The sequence below is a fragment of the Sporosarcina obsidiansis genome (assembly GCF_009651005.1).
Lineage (GTDB): Bacteria > Bacillota > Bacilli > Bacillales_A > Planococcaceae > Sporosarcina > Sporosarcina obsidiansis.
Map to the genome: position 1 here is coordinate 1 of NZ_WHVW01000003.1, position 14,604 is coordinate 14,604.

Annotated in this window: 14 protein-coding genes; 12 read left to right on the top strand and 2 right to left on the bottom strand. The window is 40.1% G+C overall.

Annotation, left to right across the window (positions count from 1 at the left end):
• Positions 1-157: 157 nt before the first annotated feature.
• Together GD002_RS03535 and GD002_RS03540 are read left to right on the top strand one after the other, a co-directional pair.
• Entirely contained in the window at positions 158-826 is a 669-nt protein-coding gene (locus GD002_RS03535) for a peptidylprolyl isomerase (RefSeq protein WP_153730965.1), read from the top strand.
• Positions 827-896: 70 nt separating this feature from the next.
• On the top strand, positions 897-1,673 hold the full coding sequence (locus GD002_RS03540) for a TatD family hydrolase (protein WP_153730966.1): 777 nt from the start codon (positions 897-899) through the stop codon (positions 1,671-1,673).
• Positions 1,674-1,774: 101 nt separating this feature from the next.
• On the opposite strand, the gene GD002_RS03545 is transcribed toward GD002_RS03540, so the two are convergent.
• The gene (locus GD002_RS03545; RefSeq protein ID WP_408020074.1) at positions 1,775-2,263 is read right to left on the bottom strand and encodes a hypothetical protein; all 489 of its coding nucleotides are present in this window, start codon (positions 2,261-2,263) and stop codon (positions 1,775-1,777) included.
• A 154-nt stretch (positions 2,264-2,417) separates the two neighbouring features.
• Between GD002_RS03545 and GD002_RS03550 the strand changes: the two genes are divergently transcribed.
• On the top strand, positions 2,418-3,035 hold the full coding sequence (locus tag GD002_RS03550) for an NUDIX hydrolase (RefSeq protein ID WP_153730967.1): 618 nt from the start codon (positions 2,418-2,420) through the stop codon (positions 3,033-3,035).
• A gap of 82 nt (positions 3,036-3,117) precedes the next feature.
• Positions 3,118-3,843 (top strand): 3-ketoacyl-ACP reductase, encoded by a 726-nt coding sequence (locus GD002_RS03555; RefSeq protein ID WP_153730968.1) that lies wholly within the window; start codon positions 3,118-3,120, stop codon positions 3,841-3,843.
• Between the two features lie 160 nt (positions 3,844-4,003).
• Here the strand turns inward: GD002_RS03555 and GD002_RS03560 are convergent, their stop codons facing one another.
• Entirely contained in the window at positions 4,004-4,426 is a 423-nt protein-coding gene (locus tag GD002_RS03560) for an organic hydroperoxide resistance protein (RefSeq protein WP_153730969.1), read from the bottom strand.
• A 275-nt stretch (positions 4,427-4,701) separates the two neighbouring features.
• On the opposite strand from GD002_RS03560, the gene GD002_RS03565 reads away from it, so the two are divergent.
• The 8 genes from GD002_RS03565 (at position 4,702) to GD002_RS03600 (ending at position 14,589) form a co-directional block, all read left to right on the top strand.
• Positions 4,702-5,892, top strand: a complete 1,191-nt coding sequence (locus tag GD002_RS03565; RefSeq protein WP_153730970.1) for a DUF4317 domain-containing protein — start codon at positions 4,702-4,704, stop codon at positions 5,890-5,892.
• A 123-nt stretch (positions 5,893-6,015) separates the two neighbouring features.
• On the top strand, positions 6,016-6,558 hold the full coding sequence (locus tag GD002_RS03570) for an RNA polymerase sigma factor (RefSeq protein ID WP_153730971.1): 543 nt from the start codon (positions 6,016-6,018) through the stop codon (positions 6,556-6,558).
• On the top strand, positions 6,551-7,819 hold the full coding sequence (locus tag GD002_RS03575; RefSeq protein ID WP_153730972.1) for a DUF4179 domain-containing protein: 1,269 nt from the start codon (positions 6,551-6,553) through the stop codon (positions 7,817-7,819). Before GD002_RS03570 ends, GD002_RS03575 begins: the two co-directional genes overlap by 8 nt.
• Before the next feature lie 251 nt (positions 7,820-8,070).
• The gene (locus tag GD002_RS03580; RefSeq protein ID WP_153730973.1) at positions 8,071-9,570 is read left to right on the top strand and encodes a malate:quinone oxidoreductase; all 1,500 of its coding nucleotides are present in this window, start codon (positions 8,071-8,073) and stop codon (positions 9,568-9,570) included.
• A gap of 258 nt (positions 9,571-9,828) precedes the next feature.
• Positions 9,829-11,709: an SLC13 family permease gene (locus tag GD002_RS03585; protein ID WP_194841463.1), complete on the top strand. Its 1,881-nt coding sequence runs from the start codon at positions 9,829-9,831 to the stop codon at positions 11,707-11,709.
• Positions 11,710-11,761: 52 nt separating this feature from the next.
• Entirely contained in the window at positions 11,762-12,787 is a 1,026-nt protein-coding gene (locus GD002_RS03590) for a LytTR family transcriptional regulator DNA-binding domain-containing protein (RefSeq protein ID WP_153730974.1), read from the top strand.
• A gap of 249 nt (positions 12,788-13,036) precedes the next feature.
• Positions 13,037-13,885: an ABC transporter ATP-binding protein gene (locus GD002_RS03595; RefSeq protein ID WP_153730975.1), complete on the top strand. Its 849-nt coding sequence runs from the start codon at positions 13,037-13,039 to the stop codon at positions 13,883-13,885.
• A complete protein-coding gene (locus tag GD002_RS03600; protein ID WP_153730976.1) occupies positions 13,882-14,589 on the top strand; it encodes an ABC transporter permease in 708 nt (235 codons plus the stop codon). The genes GD002_RS03595 and GD002_RS03600 overlap by 4 nt, the downstream gene beginning before the upstream one ends.
• Positions 14,590-14,604 lie beyond the last annotated feature (15 nt).

Consider the following 14,604-nt stretch of genomic DNA (forward strand, 5'->3'; position numbering starts at 1 on the left):
TTATTATAGAGCAAGAAATAGACAATTCGATTTGGTTACGCGTGTTACCTACTCTCCTATAATGGTAATCTCAAAAAAGAAGTGGTCAGCAGCCTTCACTAAACGGTCTTATAGTTATATAATCAATAAGCTAATTATATTAGGGAGTTGAATAAATATGTTTGCACGAAATAGAGTATGGTATCTTCTCTTCAGCCTAATGGTACTATCTGTTATGGTAGCAGGTTGTGGAACCGCAAAAAAAGATGAACCATCAAACGAGAAGCCAGCAAATGACAAATCGGATTACTCCACAGATGTAAAAGAAAACCCAATTGTAACGATCACAATGAATAATGACGAAAAAATCGTTATGGAACTAGAACCTTCAGTCGCTCCGAATACGGTAGCGAATTTTATATCCTTAGTAGAAGAAGGTTATTATGATGGTCTCATCTTTCACCGCGTCGTCCCAGGCTTTATGATTCAAGGAGGGGACCCTTCAGGAAATGGATCAGGTGGACCTGGACATTCAATTGAGGGTGAGTTTACTAGCAATGGCTTTGAGAATAATTTGAAGCATGAACGTGGTGTAGTTTCTATGGCGCGGACGGGTGATCCCAATTCTGCAGGATCGCAATTTTTCATTATGGTAGAAGAAACGTCGCAACTTGATGGGGACTATGCTGCGTTCGGTAAAGTAATTGAAGGTATGGAAACGGTGGATGCTATTGTTGCTGCTGAACGAGACCAGGCAACAAATAAGCCGTTAGAAGATCAGCAAATGAAGAAGGTTGAAGTGAATACGAAAGGCTTTGACTATCCTGCTCCTGTAGTCAAAAAATAAGTAATTTTAACCGTTCCTGCGAAGGAGCGGCTTTTTTGTATACTGTAGTTATGGGAAAGAAGGGATATGTATGAACAGACGTCTGATAGATGCGCATATTCATTTAGATATGTACAAGGAAGAGGAACAAAACGTTATCCTGAGAGAGTTAGAAGAAATTGGTGTGGATGCGCTAATAGCTGTTCCAAATGATTTAGCATCTTCTCACCGCCAGTTGGAACTTGCCCGTCTGGACAGCCGGATCAAGCCGGCGATCGGGTATCATCCAGAGCAGACTTTACCGAGTGAGGATGAATTGCAGGCAATATTGTATCTGATCACTGAAAACAATCGTCAGCTGACTGCAATCGGGGAAGTTGGCTTGCCTTACTATTTGCGACAAGAACAACCTGATTTGGAGGTAGCGCCATATTTAGAGGTACTTGAGCAATTCATTAGAAAAGCTGCACAAACCAAGCTGCCGGTCGTACTACATGCTGTTTATAATGACGCTGAGTCGGTTTGTGATCTATTGGAAACCTATTCGATTCCTGCTGCACATTTTCATTGGTTCAAAGGGAATGATAGAATCCTTGAACGTATACTAGCAAATGGCTATGTTATTTCCGTGACACCTGATATTGTTTATAAGCAAAAAATACAACACATTGCCAAACAAACGCCGCTATCACAATTGCTGGTTGAAACGGACGGGCCATGGCCATTTGAAGGACCTTTTTCTGAGAAGATGACGCATCCATCTATGCTTCACCAAAGCATTCAAATGATCTCACAAATAAAGCGCATAGATGTAGAAGAAGTCTATCAGAGGGTTTATGAAACGACACGCTCGTTTTATCAACTATAATTAAAAAAGATACATCCAATGAAACTTCATATAATCCTTCAAAGTGAGATTTTGATTCTAACTTTGAAGGATCTTCTTTTTATGATCTTTTCCAGGTTCCGTTAAGAACAGAGGACAATGATTTTAGTAGGTGTAGTTTGGGCAGGGATGCTTCTTGTGGTAGCACCGTAGACAACAATTAGATTTCGTCCTGCAACATTCCCAGTGAAAGCTTGCCCGTTTTGCAAGGTAATTTGGGTATAAGGAGACAAATTAAGCTTTAGCGTTCCATCGCTATTCTCTAATTGTCTATTAAAGTAGTCTACTGTTACGTTTTGATAAGGCGAATCCATGCTCATGACAAGTGCTCTGAATTGTGGCGGGTAGATTAGGGGGGTAGGCGCATCTGCGTCATAGAATCCGGTTACTCGATCACCCACGCTCACCATTACATGATCCACAAAGTACGTGGTCGGTTCTACTACGAAATTGACAACATTGCCGTATCCGTTATCCACGGACATTATTTTGTAACACCCCATTTCATTATTTTGCCCAATCGAAAAATCATCAATCGTCATGACAGTTCCGCTAAAAGCTGCAAAGTTCATTATTCCAATCCCCCTATTGTTGCTTAGTCTCATCTATATAGACTATGTCATCCTGGCTACTTGGTGAATGTTTTGGGTATATGTAATAAGATTTCTTTAATCCGCAATCTTCTAATGATACGATAGATATAAAATGTTGAGGTGAGGAAGTTTCATGAATCTAGATCAAGTAAAGACCCAGTTAAATGAAAACAAATCCCTATTTATTGGAGAGAAAACGGCTTTTCGCTCAGCAGTATTAATCCCTTTAGTCGAATCTGATGGGGAATGGCATGTCCTGTTCGAAGTGCGTTCCTTAACGATGAGAAAACAGCCGGGGGATATTAGTTTTCCAGGCGGTCGCATAGATGCATCGGATGCGTCTCCTATGGATGCCGCTTTACGGGAAACGCAAGAAGAGCTAGGCATCGATCCCAAAACGGTTACAATAATAGGTGAGTTAAGTCCTTATATTGCCTCCCCTTCATTCGTTGTCTATCCGTTTGTCGCAGCTATTGATTATCATGAGATTATTCATAGTTTTAACAAAGATGAAGTGGATGAAGTATTCACAATCCCTGTAAAATGGTTGCTGGATCATGAACCTTATATGCATTTAGTGTCTGTTCAGTCAACGCCTTCGTCCAGTTTTCCCTTTGAAAAAATAATGAATGGCGATCAATATCAATGGAGAGCTAATTCAATGGAAGAATGGTTTTTTGACTATGGAAAGTATACGGTTTGGGGATTGACCGCTAGGATTTTGAAGCATTTTATTGAAATCATAAAGTGAAGAGTTAAAGTCGAATCTATACCAATACTAATATGATAAGCAGTATAATGAGGTCGATACAGAATGAAAAGGAGATGAGCACATGGCACAATCCTTAAATGGAAAAGTAGCATTTATTACTGGTGCAGCAAGAGGAATTGGAAAGGCAACTGCGATTGCATTAGCAAAAGAGGGTGTAGCTGTAGGATTGCTTGCAAGAACGGAGTCTACGTTACAAGAAGTGGCTGCTGAAATTAAAGAGTTAGGTGTCAACGTGGCGTATGCTGCAGCTGACGTGTCTATAAAAGAGCAAGTAGATGTAGCGATTGCTTCATTAACGAAAGACTTAGGTGCTGCAGATATTTTGATTAACAATGCAGGGATTGCCACATTTGGTACGGTGCTAGATATGGAGCCAGAGGAATGGAAGCATATACTGGATGTCAACTTAATGGGTACGTATTATGTTACGCATGCCGTATTACCTCAATTAATCGAAAAAAATGGCGGAGATATCATTACGATTTCATCGACGAATGGATTAAACGGGGCTGCCACGTCTAGTGCATATAGTGCATCTAAATTTGGTGTGATTGGATTTACGGAATCACTAGCACAAGAAGTTCGTCGAAACAATATTCGGGTGTCTACGTTAACCCCTAGTACGGTAGCAACGGATTTAGCACTGGAGTTAAGCTTAATTAAAGAAAATGATGATTCGAAGCTGATACAAGCTGAAGATATTGCAGAAGTAATCGTCAATCAATTAAAATTAAATCCAAGAATTTATGTGAAAACAGCAGGATTCATTGCAACCAATCCATACTAATATAGAATTGTAGAAGAGCTAATTATCCAGTAAGAGGATAGTTAGCTTTTTTGCACAGAATGGAAAATGTGGTCGGTATGACACATCAGATCATCTACGCCTTGAAAATGAAAAAGACTGTAGATAATTGTCTACAGTCCAATTTCAAAATGAGAGTAACTTATAGCACTTCCAAAGTCACTTCGATATTGCCTCTTGTTGCTTTTGAATAGGGACAGAATTGATGTGCTTTTTCTACTAAGTCTTCTAACTTGTCCTTCTCAATATCCGTTCCTTTTACTTGTAGTTTTACGGCTAGTTTAAAACCATTGTCTGTCTCATCTTTACATAGGCTCACATTCGCTGTGACTTCTGAAGAGAACTTGACGTGTTCCTTACTTGCTACTAATTGTAATGCACCATCGAAACACGCTGCATATCCAGCTGCGAATAATTGTTCAGGGTTAGTGGAGTTAGCTAATTCTTTTGCTCTAGGACTTCCAGGCATGGCGGTATCGAATTCAACAACGCCATCTGAAGATTGTACATGACCTTCTCGTCCACCTTTGGCAGTTGCTGTTGATGTAAATAGTTTTTCTGTCATACTATCACTTCTCCTCGTCTAAATTATAATGACCTACTTCATTACATACCCTCAATCCCAACATGTATGTATAAAAAAGATGAATATTTTCATACATCCCTTATAAAGTGGTGAACATACATATATCTGTATTCAGCAGAAGACCTCCACTTCTGCATTTTCTTCTGTCATTTTGGTCAGTTGTAGAGCAGAGTAAATACAATGGAAAATGTTCAACAGAAATATTGTTATAATAGAAACGTGTAATTTTATTAGCTGGGGAGTTGGAATAATAGATGAACAAAAATGATATTGCAGATATTCGCAAACGTTTTAAATTAGATTCCGATCTATTAACAATCACAGATATTTACAACGTTTATATTCGGCAGGAGAGCAGTGAGATTTATCATGAGGAGAGCCAAGCATTTGCTCTGCTAGATCGGGAACAGCAAGAGCTATTCTTAACGAATTTTAAAAAAGTATTGGGTGGAAAATTAGGAATGAAGCTGTTTGAAGTGAAGTTTGAACGGCAAACGGAAGAGCAAACGGACCACGCGCAGCAACTATTATATGATGGTCTTCAAGCAGAAGAAGCGGATGCGTGGAAAGATGAAATGCAGCATCTTGCGCTGAAAATGGTGAAAGATGTTCAATATGAAAAAGATCTAGTAGTCACTTTCATTCGAGGAAATTATTTCAAGAAGACAAAGCGGAACAGTGAGGAGACAGAAATAGATGCTCGGGATGAAGTATTTACAACCCCTTTCATCCTTTGTAGCATGAATCAGACAGATTTACCTAAGCGATCGATTGTATTTGATTTCATTGAGAGAGAATTCAAATCAAATACGATGGTGGATCCGATTATTAATCTGGCGTCCCCAATTGGCGGATTTTTATTTCCATGTTTCACGGACAATGCAGCCGACGTTAATCATATTCTGTATGCGGCAGGCAAAGCAAACAAACCAGATTATCGTTTTATCGAGAATGTGCTGAATGGGGAAGAGGTCATGACGGCAGCAGATGATAAAGCCGTATTCGAAGAAATTATTAAACAGGTGGTAGGGGAGGAAGTCGATTCACAAACGCTTGCCAATGTATACGAGGCCGTGCATCGCTTGACGGAGGTGGATGAAGAAGAGGAAGAACCAGAAGAGCCGCCTGCGTTAGATAAGATGCAGGTAGAGCGTGTGCTAAAGATGAGCGGTGTAGATTATGTGGATGCAGAACAAGTGAAAAATGCGTTTGAGACAGTCGTTGATGACGATACGTATGAAATGAAAGCGAGCCATATCGTGCCGAGTTACACTTCTAAGTCGATTAAGATCGAGACAAAAGTAGCTAATATCGCGATCAGTCCACAGGATTTGAAATATGTGAAACAAGTCAATTACGATGGCAAGCGGTGTATTTTGATAGAGGTCGAGGAAGATACGATCATTGAAGGTTTTAAATTGATTTCGGAAGAATTGTTGAAATAAAGTTCAGCCCATTTGTTAACCTAAAACCGTTCACCCTTAGTGGCTGAACGGTTTTTCAGTTAGACAAAAAGTTAAATGAACTTTTTACTGATATGATGACTCTTATAAGTGAGAGGTGAGGATATGAGGGGCGTTCGGTTAGTGAAACAAGCGAAAAAGGGTAGTAAAGAAGCGCTTCTGCAATTAATCAATGAGCAGCAAGACGCGTATTATCGACTGGCTCTCAACTACATGGGGAATTCACATGATGCGATGGACGCGATGGAAGAAATGATTGTCAGTTTATATAGAAACATACAGCAACTTGAAAAAAATGATGCTTTCTACAGTTGGAGTAAGACGATTTTAGTGAATCAATGCAAACAAATGCTACGCAAGGCAGACAAGGTCACACTGATTGAAAGTTGGGAGACAATAGAAGCTTTCTCCGATCCATCCGCTGTTCAAAATTCTTTCGAGCAAACAGAACAACGTATGGATATACAAGAGTTGCTGTTACGAGTCAATGCACAACAAAAAGAAGCGATCGAGTTAAAGTACTTTCACGATTTGGATTATGAAACGATCGCAAAGATGACTCAGGTCTCTATAGGAACAGCTAAGTCGAGGGTTTTCAATGGATTGAAAAAAATGCGCGAACATGCAAGGGGTGAATTCAATGACTGAGTTAGAGCGGCAGTTGGTGGAAGAGAAAAAACGCTTGGATGAAGTTACAGCGCCGGAAGAATTGGAAGGACGGTTGCGTGCAGCACTGGAAAAAATGCCGAAGCGGAAAAAAAGTCGTATGCCACACTGGGTTTCAGTGACGGCTGCATTGCTTGTTCTATCATTGGTCGCGTACCAATATAACGCGTTCGCTTATTATGGAAAAAAACTACTGGGTTTTGAAGAAATCATGTCTACTACGCTTGCAGAGTTAAATGAGTCAGGCAACGGTCAGACTATCGATAAAAAAGTGTTACTTGCAGATGGATCGGAGTTAACAGTTGATGGAATTTTAACAGATGAAAATCAGTTTGTACTTTACTATACACTCAGTAATCCAAAAGGCTTGAAAGAAGACATTTCGTTTATGGAATTGACTGGTCTTTTTACACATTCTTTTTCGCGTTCCGGCACATCCACTACGAATGAGGAAGGAACCGAGCTAAAAGGAATGTGGACGTTCGAGCCAGTAAGCCCATTTGCGAAAAAGCTGACATTGGAATTCCATGACTCTACTTCACAAGATTGGGTAGAGGTCACATTTCCATATAATCCGAGTGCTGCCATGCGAACTGAACTAAAGCAATCGATAAAAAAGAGCGTCCAAGTAGATCAAGGAAGTATTCGCTTTAATTCGATTACAGCAACACCCAGTCAAACGACAATTAAAGGGAAACTAAAAGTCGATAATTTCGACCGAATTCCATTAGGATTTTATGGAGTGAAGTTATTGGCTAACGGCATGCCATATGAACAGATAAGTGGTGGTGTTACATCGGCTATCAATGGCAATGTATTTACTATTGATTATGATGCTTTGCCAAAAGATCTTGATTCGCTTGCGATTGCAGTAGACACGTTTGTTGGATATAAACAGGTGGATGAAACCATATTTCTTCATTCAAGAAAAGAAACGTCTGCTGATCTAGAAGGTGAAGAAGTCATTATACGAAAAATGGAAGTGACATCGGAGGGATTGGAAATTACGGTTGTAACAGAAGAAAATATCTTGTTAGATGGTGTTGCGGTGCAAGTTAATGACTATAAAGTTCCTTTGCAAACGACGTTAAAACAGGAGTATGTGTCCACTGAAAGTGGCAAGGAAAATAAAGAACGAGTCTTACTGTTCGATACAGAACAACTGCCAGACGCCATACTAATCAAAGGTCTTCATTATGAAAAAAAATATCATGAAGTGATCGATATACCTTTACGAAAATAACGTATGCAATAAATTATGACATGGATTTTATGAGGTTCAACAAAATATCGACATTTTCCAATCTAATTCCTTATAAATAAACAAGTCTCTTTAATCCTAGTACTATTTAAGGTATAATAGAAAAGATGTTGGTAGATGTATAGGTAAACGTAGACAGAAAGAAAGTGCTCCTAGGACGCGCCATGTTTGCTGTGACGCCTTATTTAGGAACATTTACGTTTCTGTAAATTTCACATATAAGGAAGGTCAAAATGAGTAATAGACAAACTAAATCAGATGTTATCTTAATAGGTGCCGGAATTATGAGTGCGACGCTAGGAACGATGCTTAAAGAACTAGCGCCAGATTGGAAAGTCACTTTGTTTGAAAAGCTCGATAAGGCAGGAGAAGAAAGTTCTCACGAGTTAAACAATGCAGGAACAGGACACGCAGCGCTTTGCGAACTGAACTATACTTCTGAAAAAGCGGATGGTTCTATAGATATTAGCAAAGCAATCAAAGTAAATGAGCAGTTTCAACTGTCCATGCAGTTTTGGTCTCATCTAGTAGAGAAAAATTTAATTCAAAACCCAAATGAATTCATTATGCCATTGCCCCATATGAGTATGGTTCAGGGCGAGGATAATGTAGCATATCTAAAAAAACGGTTCGAAGCGATGACTGCGAATCCGTTATTTGAAGGAATGGAGTTTTCCGATGATCCGGAAAAACTAAAAGAGTGGATTCCGCTTATCATGAAGGATCGTCCGATGAATGAATCGATTGCAGCGACTAAAATCGATTCAGGAACAGACGTCAACTTCGGCGCATTGACACGCATGCTGATCGACCACATGAAAAAAGTAGATGTGGAGATCAACTACGGTCATCAAGTAGAAGATATTAAACGCACTAGCGACGGTGAATGGGAATTAAAGATAAAAAATAACCAAGATGGTAAGATTGAATACCATAAGGCTAAATTTGTTTTCATCGGCGGTGGCGGTGGAAGTCTTCCATTGTTACAGAAAACAGGGATTCCGGAAAGCAAGCATATTGGTGGGTTCCCGATCAGTGGTATTTTCATGATCTGTAAAAATCCAGAAGTGGTTGCACAGCATCATGCGAAAGTATACGGAAAAGCGAAAGTCGGTGCACCGCCAATGTCGGTTCCGCATTTAGACACACGCTATATCGATAATGAGAAATCTTTATTATTCGGACCGTTTGCAGGCTTCTCTCCTAAATTCTTGAAAACAGGCTCTATGTTCGACTTGATCGGTTCGGTAAAGCCGAACAACGTGACGACTATGCTCGCATGCGGTGCAAAGAATATGTCATTGACAAAGTACTTAGTTGAGCAGGTCATGCAATCGAAAGAGCAACGCATAAATGAACTGCGTGAATTTATTCCAGATGCAAAGAGCGAAGATTGGGATTTATGGGTTGCAGGTCAGCGTGTACAAGTTATTAAAGATACAGATAAAGGAAAAGGTACACTTCAGTTCGGTACAGAATTAGTAACGGACGCGGATGGAACGGTTGCTGCGTTGCTAGGAGCTTCTCCAGGAGCCTCTACTGCAGTAGCAGTTATGTTGGATCTCTTGCAAAAATGCTTCCCAGAACAAGTAGGTGAATGGGAACCGAAGCTTAAAGAAATGATCCCTTCTTACGGGAAGTCACTAATAGAAAATCCTGAACTTCTTAAGGAAATTCATGCTTCTACAGCTGAAACATTAGGATTAACTGAAAAAGAAGTCGTTCATAACTAAATTGTAAATTAAAATTTGCTGTCCGAAAAGTCATTCTCACCTGACATTTCGGGCGGCTTTTGTGTTTTGTATGAGGAAAGCTTGCTCTCCCATTCTAGGCAGTTGCTATGGTGCGGTATGCGACTAGTTTTGTGTGTTCGGTGAGTGACTTAGAGCCGTTTATTGCTTCTCTTGCAGATCACGTAAGAAAAGGCTTTACGCTTGGTTCACCACGAATTATGCGTGGATTGCCTATCTATCACCGTAAGATAGTATACAATGAAGGAAATACATGGAGAAGGGATACTGAAGAAGTTGGAATTATTATTGACATTTGGAATCTTAAGTATCACGATTGTGCTATTCATGACAAATCGGCTGAGAGCAGATCTCGTTGCTGTGCTGGCGCTGTTGGCTTTTGTATTGGTTGGTATTTTAGAGCCAGTAGAAGCTCTAGTCGGGTTTTCAAACTCAGTTGTTATTATGATTGCAGGACTTTTTATAGTAGGTGCAGGTATTTTGCGAACGGGTTTAGCGCAAATGGCAGGGAATTTACTGCTGCGCTATGCAGGAGATAGTGAAAAACGGTTATTTATCTTATTGTTGCTCATCGTTGCATTTGTTGGTGCGTTCATGAGTAACACGGGAACGGTTGCGTTAATGATGCCGATTGTGGTGAGTATCGCAATCAGTATCGGTAGCAGTCCTTCAAAATATTTATTACCGTTATCGTATATCGCTAGTTTCTCGGGATTACTGACGCTGATCGCATCCCCTCCGAACTTGATCGTGTCGCAACTCCTTGTCGATAACGGTTTTGAGAAGCTTGGCTTTTTTCAAATCACGCCAATTGGATTAATTGGGGTGTTTGTAGGAATTGTTTATCTCTTTTTTATGCGTCATCGCATTGTGCCAAAGGGTATGAGGAAAACAAATGGCGAGGCGTCACATCCGTTATCACCAAAACAACTTGCGAAGGACTACAAACTGGGTGGGACACTGCTTCAAGTCAATGTACCAGAGGACTCTTCAATGGTTGGACAACGCTTATCTCAGCTAAAGATTCCTGCCCGTTTTCAATTATGCATTCTGAAAATTGAACGTAAATCAGTAGAAGGAATTAAGTTTTTACCGATGACGTTTCAGGAAATGGCCGGGCCTTCGAGCATCATTGAGGCAAACGATATTCTATATTTGCAGGGTACAGCTGAACGTGTTGAGGATTTGATAAATGAGTACGGATTGCTATTGGTAGAACAGGGATCAGACGCGGAGAAGTTAGTTTCGAAAGAATTAGGAATTGCAGAAGTGTTAATGACACCACATTCTCGCTTGATTAATAAAGATATTCGGAGTGTCAGATTTCGTGAAATGTACAATCTGAATATTATTGGTATCAACCGGCAAGGCAAGCAGTTGCTGAAAGACATGTCCAAGCAGCAACTCCGTTTTGGCGATGCACTGCTCGTGCAAGGATCATGGGATTCCATTGAGTTATTGGCAAAAGAAACGAAAGACGTGGTCATTGTCGGACAGCCTAAAGAACATGCAAGTATGGCTTCGGCTAACGGTAAAGCATGGGTGGCCGGAGCGATTATGCTGCTAATGGTGACCTTGATGATTTCAGAAGTATTTCCAGCCGTTATATCCGTGCTGATTGCTGCTGTTTTGATGATCTTAACGGGTTGTGTCCGCAACATGGATGATGCCTATGGACAAATTAACTGGGAAAGTATTGTGTTGATCGCGGCTATGCTACCAATGGCAACTGCGTTAGAGAAGTCCGGCGGGATGCAGTTGTTGTCAGAGGGGATGATTCAGGTGCTAGGCGGGTTAGGAGCTATCGGTGTCCTTGGTGGAATTTACTTGCTAACTATGGTCTTTGGACAATTTATCAGCAACACGGCCACGGCCGTGTTATTTGCGCCCATCGCCATGAGTGCAGCGATCAGTTTGAATGTCAATCCATATGCCTTTTTAATTGCCGTTGCTGTAGGTGCTAGCATGTCATTTGCCACACCTGTTGCTTCCCCGACAAATGCATTGGTTATGACAGCCGGAGGATATTCATTTAAAGATTTCGCAAAAATAGGGATTCCGCTGCAAATTATTATGTTCGTCGTTATGATGATTGCAATCCCGTTGTTATTTCCGCTTTAACTACCTATAGAGCATGAGTGTTATAGATATTTTAGGGAAAGAGGGTAGCTTCATGTCGCTTCACTTTATTAACGCAGAAAAACGAATGTATGATTCAATTATCTTTCCTTCTTTTGATTTGTCGATAGGTTTAGGAAGTGTAGTGGCCGTCTATTCGAGCGTGAATGTTCGAGAACAGGTAATTGAATTACTCTTAGAAAACACAAGGCTTTCAAACGGTGAAATTCGAGTGGGAGAAAGTTCAGTTTCCTATAATAAACATAAAATGGGTTTCTTCTTTCTGAAAGACAGCTTATATGAGCGATTATCCATTGAAGAAATGCTCTATTTTACAAAACGTCTCTATTCATCTAACGAGTCGATTGAAGATGTGATCCAAACAGTCCAATTGGATGTAAAGCGGAAGGTGAAAATAAAGCAGTTATCCTACTCCGAAAGAAAACGTGTTCAACTGGCTTGCTTACTTGTTCAAGATCCGGAGGTTTATATTTTTGAAGAAGCAGATCAGAACCTAGACCTGGAATCTAAGAGGATTTTCTTAATGATACTTCTACAATTGAAACAGCAAAATCGAAGTGTCTTGATTTTAACGGGAAATATGGAAAGTGCTGTTACTATGTCGGACAAGATTTTTCGTTTAGATGAAAATGGGCTACATGCAGTTCATATGGAGGAAGGTAATGAAGATCATACTACATCTGCAGAAGAACTAACACCGATTGTAGAATCTGTTCTTCCTGTCCGTTTTGAAAAGATTCCAACTAAAATTAATGAAAAAATCGTCTTATTTGACCCACCTGAGATTGACTACATTGAAAGTAACGAAGGTCAATCTTATTTGCATATAAAAGGAGAGTCCTTCCCATCTGTGTCCACGTTGAATGAATTGGAAGCACGCTTACTGCCATTCGGTTTCTTCCGTTGCCATCGATCCTATATCGTGAATTTGCAGAAGGTGCGCGAAGTTATCACATGGACAAGAAATAGCTATAGCCTTGTTTTAGATGATAAGGATAAATCGACAATCCCTTTGTCGAAATCTAAAATGGTAGAGTTAAAAGAGATGCTCGGGCTCTAAACCTGTCGAAATACGTATTATTTCCCGGGGAATAACAAGAAAATAGGTGTTAGTTTAATTATTGAACCACTCCATTCAGAACGATTGTTATAAAGTCTGGCTATCTTAGCTATTCATTCAACGGTCCTATTGCTCCATTCACCCTTTACTAGCCTCTTTTCATCTGGAATATGATGTGGTCTATTTTCCTCTCGTTTATTCTAAAAGTGCGAAGAGGAAATACAGGACGAATCACTCAGGAGGATGGAAATGGAAAATGTTATTGAAGTGAAGGGGTTAGCAAAAGTATTTGGAAATCAAAAGGCAATTGAAAGTGTTGATTTCTTTGTGAAAAAGGGAGAGATCTTTGGTTTCCTTGGACCGAGTGGGTCGGGTAAAACAACAACAATTAAAATATTAACTGGTCAAATAACACCGACGAGTGGTAAAGCAAAAATTTTTGGCGAGTCAGTTTCTCAGCTGAAGAAGTCAGAATTCCGTCATCGTTTTGGTGTTCTCACAGATAATAGTGGATTGTATGGAAGGCTATCTATTTATGATAATTTGAAATTGTATTGTGATTTATATGAGGTTCCATATTCGAAAATTGATGAAGTACTGGAGGCTGTCAATTTAAAGAAAGAAAAGACGAAAAGAGTATCCACCTTATCTAAAGGAATGGCGCAACGTGTAACACTGGCGCGAGCATTGATACACGAACCTGAATTACTCTTTCTAGATGAACCAACATCTGCACTTGATCCGACAAATTCTCTTCATATTCATGAAGGTTTACGTGCACTCAAAGCAAAAGGCACTACTATTTTTCTTACAACACATGACATGCAGGAAGCGGAACTCTTATGTGATCGTATTGCTTTTTTGAATAAAGGTTCTATTCAATTGCTGGATACACCGGATAGACTGAAGAAACAATATTCAGATTCGACGATTACAGTGGAACTAGTGACGGAAGAGAAGGTAGTTTTGCCAGTAGGAACTGAAGGAGCAGATCGTTTGTTTGACTATATGAAGACGAATCAAGTGGTAACCATTCATTCAAATGAACCGACTTTAGGAGAAATTTTTGTGCAAGTGACAGGGAGGAAATTGGCATGATGATTTCATTGAGGCGTATGAATGCAATATTACAAAAAGACTTTAAGGACTTCTCACGGAACTTGGCGGTTTCTACAGTTCTCATCATGCCGATTGGATTAGGATTGATGTACGGACGTGCAGGAGACCATTCTATAGAGTATCATTTTATGCTCATAAACTTGGCCTTTGCAATGGTCGCTACATATGTGCAGTGTTGCTTAATAGCTGAGGAAAAAGAGAAAAACACATTACGTGGTTTGATGCTATCACCAGCAAGCACAACTGAAATTCTAGGTGGAAAAAGCTTGCTGACGTTTATACTGACAATGTTTGTTGTGGTGATTACCGCGTATTTTGCAGAGTATAAACCTGCAAATATCGGAATTATGGCAGTAGCATTCATTCTATCCTCGTTCTTTTATATTGCCTTTGGAACATTGCTCGGTCTCTTTTCGAAATCTGTCATGGAAGCATCTGTCATCGTAATGCCTGTAGTCACCGTATTTTCACTTGGCTCGTTCCTTCCCACTATTGTGGATCAATATCCAATTGCAAAAGTAGGAATGTACTTGCCCAATATTCAGCTGATCGAACTGGCTACAAAAGTGGAGGCAGGGAGCGGTATGGGAGACGTGCTAGTGGAGTTGGGCATTATTTTGGCATGGGTCGTATTGCTGTGCATACTAACAGCCGTCATTTATCGCAAGAGAATGGTTGATTGAAATGAAAAGTGTTCC